12 protein-coding genes are annotated in these 16,346 nt (G+C 57.0%); 11 read left to right on the top strand and 1 reads right to left on the bottom strand.

The genetic code is table 11. The annotated features are described in order from the left end of the window. The first annotated feature begins 268 nt into the window (after window positions 1-268). The 9 genes from B4M48_RS11065 (at window position 269) to B4M48_RS11025 (ending at window position 9,044) form a co-directional block, all read left to right on the top strand. Complete coding sequence (locus B4M48_RS11065) at window positions 269-1,528, top strand: FliC/FljB family flagellin (RefSeq protein WP_288656695.1); 1,260 nt, start codon at window positions 269-271, stop codon at window positions 1,526-1,528. Window positions 1,529-1,680: 152 nt separating this feature from the next. Then, window positions 1,681-2,652: an HNH endonuclease signature motif containing protein gene (locus tag B4M48_RS11060; RefSeq protein WP_288656693.1), complete on the top strand. Its 972-nt coding sequence runs from the start codon at window positions 1,681-1,683 to the stop codon at window positions 2,650-2,652. Between the two features lie 140 nt (window positions 2,653-2,792). Next, entirely contained in the window at window positions 2,793-3,515 is a 723-nt protein-coding gene (locus tag B4M48_RS11055) for an RNA polymerase sigma factor FliA (RefSeq protein WP_039385048.1), read from the top strand. Window positions 3,516-3,563: 48 nt separating this feature from the next. Next, complete coding sequence (gene fliZ / locus B4M48_RS11050) at window positions 3,564-4,067, top strand: flagella biosynthesis regulatory protein FliZ (protein WP_039385047.1); 504 nt, start codon at window positions 3,564-3,566, stop codon at window positions 4,065-4,067. A gap of 129 nt (window positions 4,068-4,196) precedes the next feature. Continuing rightward, window positions 4,197-5,183: a D-cysteine desulfhydrase gene (locus tag B4M48_RS11045; protein WP_288656691.1), complete on the top strand. Its 987-nt coding sequence runs from the start codon at window positions 4,197-4,199 to the stop codon at window positions 5,181-5,183. Window positions 5,184-5,347: 164 nt separating this feature from the next. Continuing rightward, window positions 5,348-6,148 (top strand): cystine ABC transporter substrate-binding protein, encoded by an 801-nt coding sequence (gene tcyJ / locus B4M48_RS11040; protein WP_288656688.1) that lies wholly within the window; start codon window positions 5,348-5,350, stop codon window positions 6,146-6,148. Continuing rightward, entirely contained in the window at window positions 6,148-6,816 is a 669-nt protein-coding gene (gene tcyL / locus B4M48_RS11035) for a cystine ABC transporter permease (protein ID WP_288656685.1), read from the top strand. Before tcyJ ends, tcyL begins: the two co-directional genes overlap by 1 nt. Continuing rightward, on the top strand, window positions 6,813-7,565 hold the full coding sequence (gene tcyN, locus B4M48_RS11030) for an L-cystine ABC transporter ATP-binding protein TcyN (protein WP_071667940.1): 753 nt from the start codon (window positions 6,813-6,815) through the stop codon (window positions 7,563-7,565). Before tcyL ends, tcyN begins: the two co-directional genes overlap by 4 nt. Before the next feature lie 399 nt (window positions 7,566-7,964). Then, window positions 7,965-9,044: an acyltransferase family protein gene (locus B4M48_RS11025; RefSeq protein ID WP_071667939.1), complete on the top strand. Its 1,080-nt coding sequence runs from the start codon at window positions 7,965-7,967 to the stop codon at window positions 9,042-9,044. A gap of 227 nt (window positions 9,045-9,271) precedes the next feature. Here the strand turns inward: B4M48_RS11025 and putA are convergent, their stop codons facing one another. Beyond that, entirely contained in the window at window positions 9,272-13,216 is a 3,945-nt protein-coding gene (gene putA / locus B4M48_RS11020) for a trifunctional transcriptional regulator/proline dehydrogenase/L-glutamate gamma-semialdehyde dehydrogenase (protein WP_288656683.1), read from the bottom strand. Window positions 13,217-13,743: 527 nt separating this feature from the next. On the opposite strand from putA, the gene putP reads away from it, so the two are divergent. Continuing rightward, complete coding sequence (gene putP, locus B4M48_RS11015; RefSeq protein ID WP_039385031.1) at window positions 13,744-15,228, top strand: sodium/proline symporter PutP; 1,485 nt, start codon at window positions 13,744-13,746, stop codon at window positions 15,226-15,228. Between the two features lie 256 nt (window positions 15,229-15,484). Beyond that, window positions 15,485-16,318 carry an iron uptake transporter permease EfeU gene (gene efeU / locus B4M48_RS11010; protein WP_288656680.1) on the top strand — a complete coding sequence of 278 codons (834 nt, stop codon included), beginning with the start codon at window positions 15,485-15,487 and terminating at the stop codon, window positions 16,316-16,318. The last annotated feature ends 28 nt before the right edge of the window (window positions 16,319-16,346 follow it).

Below are 16,346 nucleotides of genomic sequence, written 5' to 3'. Positions count from 1 at the left end.
AGAATTAATAACCGATGAGTGATAAATGGAATAGAGGGGCGTAACGGAGGTAATTCGGACGGTAAAAAAAAGTTAAGCGGGGCTAAAGAAGCGCAAGCGGGTGGCGATAACCAGAAGCATGGCAGGTGAAGCGAAAAAAATTCATCCGGTCCTAAAAAAAATCTAAAGGTTGTTCAGGGGCAGACGATAACAACTTTGACGGCGATGAAGCCGACGGGTTGAAGCCCACACCTTAACCGAAAGACTTGATTAAACAGGAAACTTTATCATGGCCCAGGTCATTAACACTAACAGCCTCTCGCTGATCACTCAGAACAACATCAACAAAAACCAGTCTGCTCTCTCTTCTTCTATGGAGCGTCTGTCATCGGGTCTGCGTATCAACAGCGCGAAAGATGACGCAGCAGGCCAGGCTATCGCTAACCGTTTTCAGTCCAACATCAAAGGTCTGACGCAGGCAGCCCGTAACGCCAACGACGGTATCTCAGCTGCGCAGACCACTGAAGGCGCGCTGTCTGAAATCAACAACAACTTACAGCGTATCCGTGAGCTGACCGTGCAGGCGCAGAACGGCACCAACTCCGATTCTGATAAATCATCTATCCAGGACGAAATCAAATCGCGTCTGGATGAAATTGACCGCGTATCGCAGCAGACCCAGTTCAACGGCGTAAACGTGCTGGCTAAAGACGGCAACATGAAAATTCAGGTGGGCGCTAACGATGGCCAGACTATCTCAATCGACCTGAAGAAAATTGATTCAAACACGCTGAAATTAGATAACTTCAACGTGACCAACATGGCAACTACCGTTAAGAATGGTTCCACCGGAAATGTACAGATCGCGGTTGCAAGTGCCACAGCTAACGATTCGAATGGTACTCCAGAAACTGTAACCAGTTTGGCAAAAAATTCTAACGGTGATTATTTCGCAACTACCAGCTCAGGTACTTACGCAGCAACCGTAGATAATAAAACCGGTACTATCAGCTTCGATTCAACTGGCACTAAATTAACTCCAACCGGTACTACTGCGGTTACCACTGTTGGTAAAGATCTGACCCTTGATACTTCTGCTGTTGATGCTGCCAATAAATCATTGGTTACTTATAAAGATGAAGCAGGTAATGACAATTATCTGGTCCAGACCACTGATGCTAATGGAGATTCAACGTACGAAGCAGCAACAATTAATGCAACTACAGGCGCAGTAACTGCTGGCTTATCTGTTGCTACACCTGCTAATTTTAATGCTAACCCACTGGCTAAACTGGACTCTGCAATTGCTGATATTGACAAGTTCCGTTCTTCACTGGGTGCGGTACAGAACCGTCTGAACTCAGCGGTGACCAACCTGAGCAACACCACCACTAACCTGACGGCTGCTCAGTCCCGTATTCAGGATGCGGACTACGCCACTGAAGTGTCAAACATGTCTAAAGCGCAGATCGTTCAGCAGGCGGGTAACTCCGTACTGGCGAAAGCGAACCAGGTTCCACAGCAGGTTCTCTCTCTGCTGCAGGGCTAATCGCTCACTGCATAAGCATCAAAACCCCGCTCCGGCGGGGTTTTTTTTACGTATAAAACCGCAGCCGTCCGCTACAGCCTGCCGCCGCGCGGCCGATAATCTGTTACAGAACCATTCCGCTATAGGTCACGTTTTCCACTCAGGGAGGGGCGATGCGCTTCAACTACGATCTGTTACCGGGTGAGCTGCTCTCGTTTGATGAGATCGCGCTGCGTTATGCGCAGCAGCATCCCGGCGAGAAGGCGCTCACCGCACGCGGCCTGCTGAGCCCCTCGGCGAGCTATCGCCATCTGGTGATCCGCGCGCTGTTTGCGCAGCAGGAGCTGAACAGCCCGCTCGAGGAGCTGCTGTTTATCAGCGATGACAACGAGCGCAAAAACTACCTGCGCCGCTTTGAGCACTACCTGAAAACGCAGCAGGCGTTTCTCTATTTTCGCCGCAGCGACGACGCCAGCCAGGCGGGACGCTGGAAAGTGATGGGCGAGAGCCGGGTCTATGCGATGCTCGATCCGCACTCGGCGGCGGCGCAGAACCTGCTCACCAGCCGGGGCTACCGGCTGGTGCTGATGCGTCAGCAGGAGGAGGAGGCGTACTGGCAGCTGTTTGACGCGCAGGCGCACCCCTGTTTTCCGCTGTCGCGTGCGGTGCAGTTTATCGTGGTGCTGAGCACGCCGCAGCAGCCGGCACCCGCCGCCGTGATGCCCGGCACCGAAGTCGGGCGGCGGGTGAAAACCCGCGTGCTGCAGCACGCCAGCCAGGCGGCGTTTCTGGCGGCGGTGAAAGCGCGCTACGGCGCCTGCGTCATCACCGGCACGCCGCTTACAGAACCACACGGCTGGCCGTGGGTGGAGGCGTGCCATATCAACACCGACGAGAGCGAGGCGGGGCTGCTGGCGGATAACAGCGTCGATAACGGCCTGTTTTTACGCAGCGATCTGCAGCGCCTGTTCCGCAATAAACTGATTAGCATTGATGGTGAAACCGGGCAGGTGATGCTCAGCGCGGCGCTGGAGAGTGAAGCGGCGGACGGTTTCGCTTATCAGCCGCTGGCGGGCAAAATCTGCGCGCTGTGGCCCGCGGTGCCGCCTGCCACAAGGCAGCGGTTGCAGCAGCGCAACAGATAGCGTCCGCAACGGCGGTGCCCGCCACCGCCATCCATCACTAATTTGAAATAACCTCGCTTTTGCCCGCCTATTCTGCCAATCGAAACCGCTACAGAATTGGATAATCATGCCGATAACTTAATTAACGCAGGGTAGTCAACGTGAACGATCTCTATACCGCCGGCGGCGTGATGGATAAACATTCGCTCTGGCAGCGCTACGTTCCCCTCGTGCGGCATGAAGCGCTGCGTCTGCAGGTGCGCCTGCCGGCCAGCGTGGAGCTTGACGATCTGCTGCAGGCTGGGGGCATCGGACTGCTGAATGCCGTGGAGCGCTACGACGCGCTGCAGGGCACCGCCTTTACCACCTACGCCGTGCAGCGTATTCGCGGCGCCATGCTGGACGAACTGCGCAGCCGCGACTGGGCACCGCGCAGCGTGCGGCGCAACGCGCGCGAGGTAGCCGGTGCCATGCACCAGGTGGAGCAGGCGCTCGGCCGCTCAGCCTCGGAGCAGGAGGTGGCGCAGCAGCTGAACGTGTCGCTGGAGGAGTACCGGCAGATCCTGCTGGATACCAACAATAGCCAGCTCTTCTCCTATGACGAGTATCGGGAAGAGCACGGTGACAGCGCAGAGCTGGTGACAGAGGGCCATGAAGAGGCGAATCCGCTGCATCAGCTGATGGAAGGGAATCTGCGTGAACGCGTGATTGACGCAATCGAGGCGCTGCCCGAACGCGAAAAGCTCGTGCTCACACTGTACTACCAGGAAGAACTGAACCTGAAAGAGATTGGCGCGGTGCTGGAGGTGGGAGAATCCCGCGTCAGTCAGCTGCACAGTCAGGCGATTAAACGCCTGCGTGCCCGGTTAGCGGGAGCGCGCTGACAGACTCAGTCCTGGGGAAACAAAAATAAAAAAACCGGGGACTCAGCGATGGGAGCCAAAATTAAAGTCAGGCCATTAAGTCGTTATCTTAAAGACTATAAACATAGCCAAAGCAACTGTTCACACTGTGGCAAAGTATTAGATCGTATGGCGCTGGTGTTTCGTGGCCAGATCATCAATAAAGAGGCGATAGCCCGCATGGACCAGATGATTGACGATCAGGTCTGGACGAAGCTGCAGCCCGAACTGACAGCGCTATGCCGTTTCTGCAGCGATATTTTTTGTAATACCCATCCGAACTACTTCGACATCATGGCGTTTAAACAGTATCTGTTTGAACAGACCGAGATGAACCACAGTACGATTCGGGAGTATGTGGTGCGCCTGCGTCGACTTGATGACATGCTGAAAGCGAGAAATTTCCCGGCAGAAAATCTATCCGGCAACAGCTGGCATGAGTGTCTGCAGCACGATTTGCCCGATGCCGGTAATAACAACTACCGTATTGCGCTGCGTAAATACGATCAGTTCCTCGGCTGGCAGCGCGGCTGATCAATGATCCATGTCCGCTGCGGCGATCTGTGCCGCAGCGGGCTGCTGCTACCCCGCAATTCCGGATGCGCCTCAGCGCATCTTCTGCAACACTACAGGGATATCTTCACACTGCCCTGGAGGCCTGCATTGTCCCTACATCTTCTGCACCAGTTTCCGCGTCTTGAGCTGCTTGGCGCACCTACGCCGCTGGAGCATCTGCCGCGTCTGTCCGATTACCTTGGCCGCGATATTTTTATTAAACGCGATGACGTTACGCCGGTCGCGCTGGGCGGCAACAAGCTGCGCAAGCTGGAGTTTCTGGCCGCGGACGCGCTCCGCCAGGGCGCGGATGTGCTGCTGACCGCCGGTGCGATCCAGTCCAATCATGTACGCCAGACGGCCGCAGTGGCGGCGCGGCTTGGCCTGAAGTGCGTGGCGCTGCTGGAAAACCCGATTGGCACCACGGCAGAAAATTATCTCTCTAACGGCAACCGCCTGCTGCTGGATCTGATGGACGCTGAGACGGAGATGGTGGCGGCGCTGGATAATCCGCCACAGCAGCTCAGCGACTACGCAGAGCGCCTCGAAGCGCAGGGATATCGCCCCTATATCGTGCCGGTCGGTGGCTCAAATGCGCTGGGCGCGCTGGGGTACGTAGAGTGCGCCCAGGAGATCGCCCATCAGAGCGAGGGCGTGGTGGATTTCGCGGCGGTGGTGGTGGCATCCGGCAGCGCCGGTACGCATGCCGGTCTGGCGGTAGGACTGGAGCAGCTGCTGCCGGAAAGCGAGCTGGTTGGTGTGACAGTGTCACGCAGCGTAGCCGCGCAGCTGCCGGTGGTAGAGCGACTGCGCAGCGCGCTGGCAGAGCAGCTGGAGCTGAAGCCGCAGGCGGCAATCACGCTCTGGGATGAGTACTACGCACCGCGCTATGGCGAACCCAGTGAAGAGGGCATGGAGGCAGTGCGCCTGCTGGCACGGCTGGAAGGTATCATGCTGGATCCGGTCTATACCGGTAAAGCGATGGCCGGTCTGATTGACGGTATCAGCCAGAAGCGCTTCCGGCGCGAAGGGCCGCTGCTGTTTGTGCATACCGGCGGTGCACCGGCGTTATTTGCTTATCATCCTTCGGTATGAGACAGGCTGACGAAACGCTTTATAATCGCTGCCACAGACAGGCGTAACGTCACTACGGAGATGCAATTTCTGTGGCGTTCATAATAAGACTACGCTATCTGTTACAGGGTGCGTCACGCGACGCACCTGCACTGACACACACAACGGATAATAACGGGGTAAACATGGCTTTCTCTCTGATTCGTCGCCCGCTGGCGATGGGAATGATGGCGGTGGCGCTGCTCGCAGGCATCAACGCAAAAACCTTTGCCGCTGAAGATTTGCTGGCACAGATTAAAAATAAAGGCGAGCTGCGCGTGGGCCTTGAAGGCACCTATCCGCCGTTCAGTTTCCAGGATGAGCGCGGCAAACTGACCGGCTTTGAGGTGGAGTTTGCGCAGGAGCTGGCGCAGCATCTCGGCGTCAAAGCAGCGCTGAAGCCGACCAAATGGGACGGTATGCTGGCGTCACTGGATTCAAAACGTATTGATGTGGTGATAAACCAGGTCACTATCTCCGACGAGCGTAAAAAGAAGTATGACTTCTCCACGCCGTACACCATCTCGGGCGTGCAGGCGCTGACGCTGAAGAAAAACGCCGGCACCATCACCAAACCTGAGGACCTGGCAGGGAAAAAAGTCGGCGTAGGCCTCGGCTCCAACTATGAGCAGTGGCTGCGCGATAACGTTAAAGGCGTCGATATCCGCACCTATGATGATGACCCGACAAAATATCAGGATCTGCGCTCCGGCCGCCTGAACGCCATTCTGGTCGATCGCCTGGCCGCGCTCGATCTGGTGAAGAAAACCGGTGACACCATGGCCGTAGCGGGTCCGGCGTTCTCGCGTCTGGAGGCTGGCGTGGCGGTACGTAAAGGTAACGACGATCTGCTGAAAGCGATCGATCAGGCGATTGCAGAGATGCAGAAAGATGGCTCGCTGAAAAAACTCTCTGATAAATGGTTTGGCACGGACGTGACGAAATAATGCTGGAGAGCGTACATCTGGTGCTGGATTCAGCACCTTTTTTACTTAAAGGGGCACTGTTTACGCTGCAGCTCAGCATCGGCGGAATGTTCTTTGGCCTGCTGCTGGGCTTTATTCTTGCCCTGATGCGTCTGTCCCGCTTCTGGCCGGTGAACTGGCTGGCGCGCATCTATGTCTCGATTTTCCGCGGCACGCCGCTGATCGCCCAGCTGTTTATGATCTACTACGGCCTGCCGCAGTTTGGCATTGAACTCGATCCCATTCCCTCCGCGATGATTGGCCTGTCGCTGAACACGGCGGCCTATGCGTCAGAGTCGCTGCGCGGTGCTATCGCCTCTATCGAGCGCGGGCAGTGGGAAGCGGCGGCCAGCATTGGTATGACCCCGTGGCAGACGCTGCGCCGGGTGATCCTGCCGCAGGCGGCGCGGACTGCGCTGCCGCCGCTCGGTAACAGCTTTATCAGCCTGGTCAAGGATACCTCGCTGGCGGCCACTATCCAGGTGCCGGAGCTGTTTCGTCAGGCGCAGTTAATCACCTCACGCACGCTTGAGGTGTTTACCATGTATCTGGCCGCCTCGCTGATCTACTGGATCATGGCGACCGTGCTCTCCGCGCTGCAGAACCGTCTTGAAGCGCACGTTAATCGTCAGGATCGGGAGGATAAATGAGTGCAATTGAAGTCCGCCAGCTGGTGAAAAAATTTCACGGGCAGACAGTGCTGCACGGCATCGATCTCGACGTGGCTGCCGGAGAGGTAGTGGCGATTATCGGCCCCAGCGGCTCGGGAAAAACCACGCTGCTGCGCAGTATCAATCTGCTGGAGGTGCCGGATCAGGGTAGCGTGACGGTAGGCGGCATCACCATTGACGCCAGCCTGAGTCTTAACAAACAGAAAGAGAAGGTGCGTCAGCTGCGCCAGCAGGTCGGGTTTGTGTTTCAGAACTTCAATCTGTTCCCGCATCGTTCGGTGCTGGAAAACATTATTGAAGGGCCGGTGATCGTTAAAGGTGAGCCGAAAGCAGAAGCGCAGGCGCGGGCACGTCAGCTGCTGGAGAAGGTCGGGCTGACGGGTAAAGAGGCGAGCTTTCCGCGCCGGCTTTCCGGCGGGCAGCAGCAGCGGGTGGCAATTGCCCGCGCGCTGGCAATGCGCCCGGAGGTGATTCTGTTTGATGAGCCGACGTCCGCGCTTGACCCGGAGCTGGTCGGCGAGGTGCTGAACACCATTCGCGCCCTGGCGCAGGAGAAACGGACGATGGTGATCGTCACGCATGAGATGAGTTTTGCGCGTGATGTGGCTGACCGCGCTATCTTCATGGACCAGGGGCGCATTGTGGAGCAGGGGGAGGCCAGAACCCTGTTCAGTAATCCGCAGCAGGCTCGTACCCGACAATTCCTGGATAAATTTCTTAATCAGTAATATTCAGGGCCGGTTCGCTGGCCCTTATTTATTTCGCTGCTATCATATCCCTTCGCGTTTCTCTTATCCTTTTGGTGCATAGTCATATAATTGTCTTATTGCTAAATTATTAACTGGCTTCTCTGTTTGCAGATTGCTCTTAATTAAACAGCAGCTTTTCTTACTGATTATTTTTCCTGAATCACAGTTTATAACTCTCTGTGCCGCTTCAGGCAGATGTAAATGCATTTTGATTAACGTAAAGTATTGTTACATCAGGGCCAGCAAAGACAATTTAGGACTTTCGCCAGATACACTCCCCGCAGTGCTGTTGAATAATCGTTTAATAACCATAACTCACGAACTGATTATTAATGCGTTTACCTCTTACAGACCTACACAGCTTTAGGAGTCAACCTGATGAAAGATAACGGGAAAAATGATATAGGCTGGATAAATACACTGAAAGGTGCCTGTATTTTGCTGGTGGTGCTCTATCACACCGTATTACCGGGATTTGAAACAACGATAAAATATTTGAGTGCCGGATGGTTTCCGGCGGAAATATGGGTACAGTTTAATACGGTACTGTCGCCATTACGTATGCCGGCATTCTTTTTTGTTTCCGGCCTGCTGGCGACCAATGGCATTTTGAATCGTTCATGGAAACAGGTATTTACCAGCCGTATTACCAATCTGTTCTATCTCTATATTTTGTGGGGCTTTATTCAGTGGTGGTCAATTGTCGGGATTTCCACAGAAATCACCGGGCAACGCATTTCGCAAAATCTTAATGCGGCCTATGCCGGTTCACTGCTGGAGTTTCTCAAGCTGACGTTTATGGCGATGAGTACCTCCTGGTATCTGTATGGTCTGGCGATCTACTTCCTGTGTGCAAAAATTTTCCATCAGCAGAAAATCGCGCTGCTGGTTGTGGCGGTGGTACTGAATTATCTGGCGGTGGAAAAAATCATTCCCTACTGGGGGCCGCAGAGCGTCGCGCAATATTTCCTGTTCTTCCTGCTGGGCGCATTCTGGAGCCCGGTGATGCTGCGCCTGAGCGAGCTGCGCCGTGAAAACCTGCTGCCGTGGGCGGCACTGGCCGCGCTGACGGGACTTCACGTGATTATGGGCCTGGATAAAAGCCTGTTTATGTGCGTCATCGCCGTGCTGGTGAGCGTAGCGGCCTGCCGCTGGCTTAACCAGCATTTCAGTATGCGTTTTTTCAACTGGGTAGGGCGCAATACGCTGCAAATCTACGTTATTCACCGCATCTTTATTGAGTTTTTCGGGATGTCGGCGATTCTGTTTGCCCAGCGCCATCACCTGTTTGAGCAGGCGTGGTTCTCCGTGCTGTGGGCCTGTTTCTATCCGCTGGCAATCGTCGGGATCTGTTCGCTCTGTTCAGTAGCGGTCTGGTCACTGACCAACCGCGGCCTGGGCCAGTCGCTGTTCCTGTTCCCGACGCTGATCGGCATGAAGCGTCGCAAAGCAGCGTAGGTAAATCCAGAGGCAACAATGCCAACCCCAGGGGACGCATTTATGCGTCCCTGATGCGTTTATGCTTCCCTGGCGTATTTATGCGCCCGTGCTGGTTTCCGGGCGCCATTAATGGCGCCCCTACGGGGATAACAATGCCAAACGTAGGGGACGCATTAATGCGTCCCTGGCAAACCCGCAATAAAAAAGGGCCCGCAGGGGGCCCTTTACTGTGATGAACCGGGGGTTTAACCGATGGTCATCAGACTAGCGTTGCCGCCCGCTGCTGCGGTGTTGACGCTCAGCGAGCGTTCAATCAGCAACCGCTCCAGCAGCAGATTGGTTTCTCCGCGGGCAAAGCCCTGGACGGAAACAATTGCGCCCTCGCGTGCCGCGATATCTGCACACAGCGTACGCAGCTGATCGGCATCACCGTGGTAGATCACCGCATCAAACTCACCGGACAGGGCATCTATGGCCAGCCGGATACGCTGCTGTACGGCCGGCGGCAGCGCTTTCAGCAGGGCGCGATGCAGCTCATCATCCTGCCACAGCGCCTGACTGCCGACGCTGGTTACCGCGGCCAGCTGGATCAGCGCATCCTGCTCATTATCGGCCAGGCAGAGCACGCGTTCGCGCGGCAGCAGGCTGAAGGTGTTGCGTTCGCCCGTCGGACCCGGCAGCAGACGCACCGTGCCCGCCTGCGACAGCTCATCATAGCGCTGGCACAGCGCCTGCAATGCTGGCTTATCCTGCGCCCAGTTCTGCAGCGCCTGGTGTGCGCCCATCAGCGTTGTACGCACGCTGCTGTCAACCGGCTGCTCAGCATCCTGACGATCGAAGGTCAGACGCAGCGCGCCATCCGGACGATGTGCCAGCAGGCGGTAGAGATAGAGCGGGCCACCCGCTTTCGGGCCGGTACCGGAGAGGCCTTCGCCGCCAAACGGCTGCACGCCAACTACGGCACCGACCATATTACGGTTCACATAGAGGTTGCCGACGTGCGCGTTTGCAGTAACCTGAGCGATGGTTTCATCAATACGCGTATGTACGCCAAGCGTCAGGCCATAGCCGGTGGCATTGATCTGCTCAATCAGCTGCGGCAGGCTGCTGCGTGAGAAGCGCACCACGTGCAGCACCGGTCCGAAGATCTCTTTATCGAGATCGCTGACCTGATCCAGCTCAATCAGCGTGGGTTTGATAAAGGTGCCGCTCTCCCACTCTTTACGGTCCTGCGCATTCTCCTGCACCGCCTGATAAACGGTAAAGCCTTTGTTGCGCATCGCCTGGATATGGCGCTCGATACCTTCTTTCGCTTCCTGGTCAATAACCGGACCAATATCAGTTGAAAGACGCTCCGGGTTGCCCATGCGGCACTCCGCCATCGCGCCGCGCAGCATCTTAATGGTGTGATCGGCGGCGTCTTCCTGAATACAGAGCAGACGCAGCGCCGAGCAGCGCTGGCCGGCGCTGTCAAACGCCGAGGCAACGATATCCACCACTACCTGTTCGGTGAGGGCAGAGGAGTCAACGATCATGGCATTCATGCCGCCGGTTTCGGCGATCAGCGGTGTCGGGCGCCCCTGCGGATCGAGACGACCGGCAAGATTACGCTGCAGCAGGGTCGCCACGGCGGTGGAACCGGTGAACATCACGCCGCGCACGCGCTCATCGCCGGTAAGCTGTGCGCCCACGGTTTCACCCTGGCCAGGCAGCAGCTGCAGCACGCCGGCGGGAACGCCTGCATCCAGCAGGATCTGCACCGCCTGCGCCGCGATAAGTGGCGTCTGCTCGGCCGGTTTTGCCAGCACGCTATTGCCGGCAGCCAGCGCGGCGGCAATCTGGCCGGTAAAGATCGCCAGCGGGAAGTTCCACGGGCTGATACAGACTACCGGACCCAGCGGACGATGCGTTTCGTTGTCAAAATCATCGCGTACCATGCCGGCGTAGTAGTAGAGGAAGTCTACCGCTTCGCGCACTTCGGCGATGGCATTGTTGTACGTTTTGCCCGCTTCGCGCACCAGCAGACCAATCAGCTGCTGCATCTGCGCTTCCATCGCCTGACCGGCACGCTCGAGGATCGCCGCGCGCTCGGCTGGCGGAGTGGCAAACCAGATCGGTCCGGCGCCGACCGCCGCATCCAGCGCGGCAGAGACTTCGGTTTCGGTGGCTTCGCGCACGCTGCCGACCACGTCAGCCGGCGCCGCCGGGTTCAGTACCGGCTGGCTGACACCCGTTTCCAGGGTGCCCTCGATCATCGGCTGGGCCACCCATGGCTGGCTGGCGCTGTTCAGCAGGGCGCTGGAGAGTGAGGCGAGGCGATGTTCATTTGCGAGGTCGAGACCCGCGGAGTTCGGGCGCTTGTCGCCATAGAGATCGCGCGGCAGCGGGATCTTCGGATGTGGCAGACCCACGGCGCCTTCGGCTGCGCCCATTTTTTCTACCGCTACCACCGGGTCAGCAACCAGCTCATCTATCGGCAGGCTCTTATCGGCGATCCGGTTAACAAAGGAGGTGTTGGCGCCGTTTTCCAGCAGACGACGTACCAGGTAAGCCAGCAGCGTTTCGTGCGTGCCCACCGGCGCGTAAATACGGCAGGGGCGGCTGAGTTTGCCATCGGCCACTTTGCCCACCACCTGTTCATAGAGCGGCTCGCCCATGCCGTGCAGGCACTGGAACTCATACTGGCCCGGATAGTAGTTATTACCCGCCAGATTATAGATAGCGGCCAGCGTGTGGGCGTTATGCGTGGCAAACTGCGGGTAGATCTGGCTCGGTACCGCCAGCAGTTTGCGGGCGCAGGCGAGATAGGAGATATCGGTATATACCTTGCGGGTATAGACCGGATAGCCTTCAAGGCCTTCCATCTGCGCGCGCTTGATTTCGCTGTCCCAGTAGGCGCCTTTCACCAGACGGATCATCAGGCGGCGACGGCTGCGCTGTGCCAGATCGACCAGCGAGTCGATCAGCATCGGGCAGCGTTTCTGGTAAGCCTGAATTACGAAGCCAATCCCGTTCCAGCCTTCCAGCTCAGGTTCAAAGCAGAGTTTTTCCAGCAGGTCCAGCGACAGTTCAAGGCGATCGGCCTCTTCGGCATCGATATTGATGCCGATGTCATATGAACGCGCCAGCAGCGTCAGCGATTTCAGGATCGGATAGAGCTCTTCCATAACGCGATCGTACTGGGCGCGGCTGTAGCGCGGATGCAGCGCAGAGAGTTTGATCGAGATGCCCGGGCCTTCATAAATGCCGCGGCCGTTGGAGGCTTTACCAATCGCATGGATCGCCTGCTGATAAGAGAGCAGATAGGCTTTCGCATCGGCGGCGGTCAGGGCCGCTTCACCGAGCATATCGTAGGAGTAGCGGAAGCCTTTCTCTTCCAGTTTGCGGGCGTTGGCCAGCGCCTCAGCGATGGTCTCGCCGGTAACGAACTGCTCGCCCATCAGGCGCATGGCCATATCCACGCCTTTGCGCACCAGCGGCTCGCCGCTTTTACCGATAATACGGTTCAGCGAGCGGGACATGCTCGCTTCGTTATGGGTTGAGACCAGGCGTCCGGTAAACAGCAGGCCCCAGGTCGCGGCGTTAACAAACATGGATGAGCTGCGGCCCAGGTGCGACTGCCAGTTGCCGTTGCTGATTTTGTCGCGGATCAGCGCGTCGCGGGTGGGTTTATCCGGAATACGCAGCAGCGCTTCTGCCAGGCACATCAGCGCCACGCCCTCCTGCGAGGAGAGGGAGAACTCCTGCAGCAGGCTTTGCACCATTCCGGCGCGTCCGGTTGCACCTTTCTGGTGCCGCAGCTTGTCGGCAAGGCTATAGGCCAGCTGATGGGTTTTCTCTGCCAGCGGAGCGGGCAGGCGCGCCTGCTCCAGCAGCATCGGCACCGCTTCCGTCTCGGGCCGGCGCCATGCGGCGGTAATTGCGGAGCGGGTAACCGACTGCGGCAGAATGTGTTCAGCAAAGTCGAGGAACGGCTGCAGGCTCTCTTCGGGCAGGTTCTCTTCTGCCGTGGTTTCACTGGCCTGCAGGGGAATTTCCGGCAGGGTCTCGCCCGCTTCAAGCTGGGTTAAGTAATTGAAAATAGCCTGCTTAATCAGCCAGTGAGATGTGCGGTCGACCTTCTGTGCTGCCAGCTTAATGCGCTCGCGGGTGGCTTCATCCAGCTTCACCCCCATGGTAGTTGTTCCCATGAATTCCTCGTCTTGAAAAATAAATCAACATCAGCGTGGGCTGCACTATCACTCATGTTGCAACTTTGTGCAACCATGTTAAATGTGACCCAGGTTGCATGCCTGAAAGCCGTTTGTTTGTTAACTGTAAAGAAACGGCACGTTTCTTGCTGCAAGAATCTCGCCAGAGTTGCAACCGGGTTCACTAAACCGCAAAAAGCTGCGTTTCTGGTGCAACCAAAAGTTTGAACGGGCGCAACCTTTGAGCAAAGAAATGAGAAAGAGAGGTGAAACCCAGGTAACAGCTGTGTTAAATCCATTGTGCGCATCGCACCTTTGCGGCAGGATACCGCGCCTTAAGAGAAATTCGCTTCTCTGGCGGCGGTAACGCGCAGTGGCCACCCCGTTCCGGTGCTGCCGCGCTGATTCGACTGCCGTGACAAAGAGGGTAAGTGATACGTCGCGCCAGGGAGACGCCCGGCTAATGCTGCTGAGGCAGGGCGGGCAAAGAATTTCTCTTAAGCAATTACATAATAAGTGGAGAGAGTATGAGTATAAGTACACCAATGCTGGTGACCTTTATTATCTATATCCTTGGGATGGTGTTGATAGGGTTTATCGCTTACCGGTCAACAAAAAACTTTGATGATTATATTCTGGGCGGCCGCAGCCTGGGCAGTTTTGTTACGGCGCTCTCAGCCGGTGCCTCCGACATGAGCGGCTGGCTGCTGATGGGTCTGCCCGGTGCCATCTTCCTGTCCGGCATCTCTGAAAGCTGGATCGCTATCGGCCTGACAATTGGCGCCTGGCTGAACTGGAAAATTGTGGCGGGTCGTCTGCGCGTGCAGACCGAGCATCACGATAATGCGCTGACGCTGCCTGACTTCTTTACCAGCCGCTTCGAAGACAAAAGCAAGCTGCTGCGCGTGATCTCCGCGGTGGTTATCCTGATTTTCTTCACCATTTACTGCGCTTCAGGCGTGGTGGCCGGTGCGCGCCTGTTTGAAAGCACCTTTGGTATGGATTACCAGACCGCTATCTGGGCGGGCGCAGCGGCCACCATACTCTATACGCTGGTGGGCGGCTTCCTGGCCGTGAGCTGGACCGATACGGTGCAGGCGACGCTGATGATTTTTGCGCTGATCCTGACGCCGGTGATTGTCATTATCGCCGTAGGCGGCTTTGATGATTCACTGACGGTGATCCGCGAGAAGAGCATCGAGAACCTCGATATGCTCAAGGGGCTCAATTTTGTCGCGGTCATCTCGCTGCTGGGCTGGGGGCTGGGCTACTTCGGGCAGCCGCATATCCTGGCACGCTTTATGGCGGCAGACTCCCATCGCTCCATCCGTACTGCGCGTCGCATCGGCATGGCATGGATGATTTTCTGCCTGGCGGGCGCGGTTGCCGTAGGCTTCTTTGGTATCGCCTACTTCCAGAATAACCCGGCGCAGGCCGCGGGCGTCACGCAGAATGGAGAACGTATCTTTATTGAGCTGACGCGTATTCTGTTTAACCCGTGGATCGCCGGTATTCTGCTTTCGGCCATTCTTGCTGCGGTCATGTCCACTCTGAGCTGCCAGCTGCTGGTCTGTTCAAGTGCGCTGACGGAAGATCTCTATAAGGGCTTCCTGCGTAAAAATGCCAGCCAGCAGGAGCTGGTATGGGTCGGACGTGCCATGGTGCTGCTGATTGCACTGATTGCTATTGCCCTGGCATCCAATCCGGATAACCGGGTGCTGGGCCTGGTGAGCTATGCATGGGCTGGCTTTGGCGCGGCGTTTGGTCCGGTGGTGCTGTTTGGTGTCTGCTGGAAGCGCATGACGCGTAACGGCGCGCTGGCGGGAATGGTCATTGGGGCCGCGACGGTGCTGCTGTGGAAACAGTACGGTTACGCTGAGCTGTATGAAATCATTCCAGGCTTCATCTTTGCCAGCATCGCGATTGTGGTCTTCAGCCTGACGGGCAAAGCACCTTCCGCCGCCGCGCAGCAGCGTTTTGCCGCTGCGGAAGCGGAATACCAGGCAGATTAAGGTATTCGCGCGGTGCGTTGCGGCACCGCCATCAAAAAGGAGGCACAGTAATGTGCCTCCTTTTTACGTTGAGGCGTCAGGCAACGCAATCCTGCCGACCTTTCTGAACAGTCATCCCCTGACTTCTCCCCCTGTGCAGCAAAATAATTTCCCGCAGTGACTTGTTTTTTCTGCAGCGATAATGATAATCGATATCGTTCGCACTTTACGTTTTTTTACGACAGATTTACCCTGCTAAACACTTAAGAGGCAAACGATGTTTGTTCCGTTTCTCATTATGCTCCGTGAAGGTCTGGAAGCGGCGCTGATTGTCAGCCTGATCGCCAGCTATCTGAAGCGCACCGGACGCACCCGGTGGTTCCCGGCGATGTGGGGCGGGGTGATAGCGGCCATTGTGCTCTGCGCGGGACTGGGTATCGCCATCAATGCCACTACCGGTGAGTTTCCGCAGAAGCAGCAGGAGCTGTTTGAAGGCGTGGTAGCGCTGATTGCGGTCGTGATGCTGACCACCATGGTGTGCTGGATGCGCAAAGTTGCGCGCAGCATGCGCCTGACGCTGGAGAAGTCAGTGGATCAGGCGCTGGCAAAGCGGGGCGGCAGCGGCCTGCCGCTGGTGATTATGGTGTTTCTCGCCGTAGCGCGCGAAGGGCTGGAGTCGGTGTTCTTTCTGCTGGCGGCCTTTACGCAGGATGTGGGCTATGCCCCACCTGCGGGCGCGCTGCTCGGCCTGCTGACCGCAGCGCTGCTCGGTACGCTGATCTACTACGGCGGCATCCGGCTTAATCTGGCCCATTTTTTCCGCTGGAGCAGCCTGTTCATTCTGTTTGTAGCCGCCGGGCTTGCGGCCGGCGCAATCCGCGCTTTCCATGAGGCGGGATTGTGGAACCACTTCCAGGCAACGGCGTTTGATATAAGCAGCGTGCTCTCTGTGCACTCTCTGGCCGGTACGCTGCTTGAAGGCCTGCTCGGCTATCAGGAAGCGCCCAGCGTCAGTGAGGTTGCAGCCTGGCTGCTCTATCTGGTGCCGGCGCTGCTGCTGTTTTTTTTCCCGGCGCCTTCTGCTCCGGCTGCCGCACGCAGCCTGCGCTAATCCCGATTGTTTTAACCTGACTCTTTAA

It is taken from the genome of Pantoea sp. UBA6567, assembly GCF_002434165.1.
GTDB classification, from domain to species: domain Bacteria; phylum Pseudomonadota; class Gammaproteobacteria; order Enterobacterales; family Enterobacteriaceae; genus Pantoea; species Pantoea eucrina.
Note: the sequence above shows the minus strand (reverse complement) of the source record. Positions and strands in the feature narration are given on the sequence as shown.

Bases quoted from the DNA above. Each gene is read 5' to 3' on its own strand.
- efeU (WP_288656680.1), top strand. From the start codon at position 15,485: ATGTTTGTTCCGTTTCTCATTATGCTCCGTGAAGGTCTGGAAGCGGCG.
- putA (WP_288656683.1), bottom strand. From the start codon at position 13,216: ATGGGAACAACTACCATGGGGGTGAAGCTGGATGAAGCCACCCGCGAG.
- B4M48_RS11065 (WP_288656695.1), top strand. From the start codon at position 269: ATGGCCCAGGTCATTAACACTAACAGCCTCTCGCTGATCACTCAGAAC.
- tcyN (WP_071667940.1), top strand. From the start codon at position 6,813: ATGAGTGCAATTGAAGTCCGCCAGCTGGTGAAAAAATTTCACGGGCAG.
- tcyL (WP_288656685.1), top strand. From the start codon at position 6,148: ATGCTGGAGAGCGTACATCTGGTGCTGGATTCAGCACCTTTTTTACTT.
- B4M48_RS11025 (WP_071667939.1), top strand. From the start codon at position 7,965: ATGAAAGATAACGGGAAAAATGATATAGGCTGGATAAATACACTGAAA.
- putP (WP_039385031.1), top strand. From the start codon at position 13,744: ATGAGTATAAGTACACCAATGCTGGTGACCTTTATTATCTATATCCTT.
- B4M48_RS11060 (WP_288656693.1), top strand. From the start codon at position 1,681: ATGCGCTTCAACTACGATCTGTTACCGGGTGAGCTGCTCTCGTTTGAT.
- fliZ (WP_039385047.1), top strand. From the start codon at position 3,564: ATGGGAGCCAAAATTAAAGTCAGGCCATTAAGTCGTTATCTTAAAGAC.
- tcyJ (WP_288656688.1), top strand. From the start codon at position 5,348: ATGGCTTTCTCTCTGATTCGTCGCCCGCTGGCGATGGGAATGATGGCG.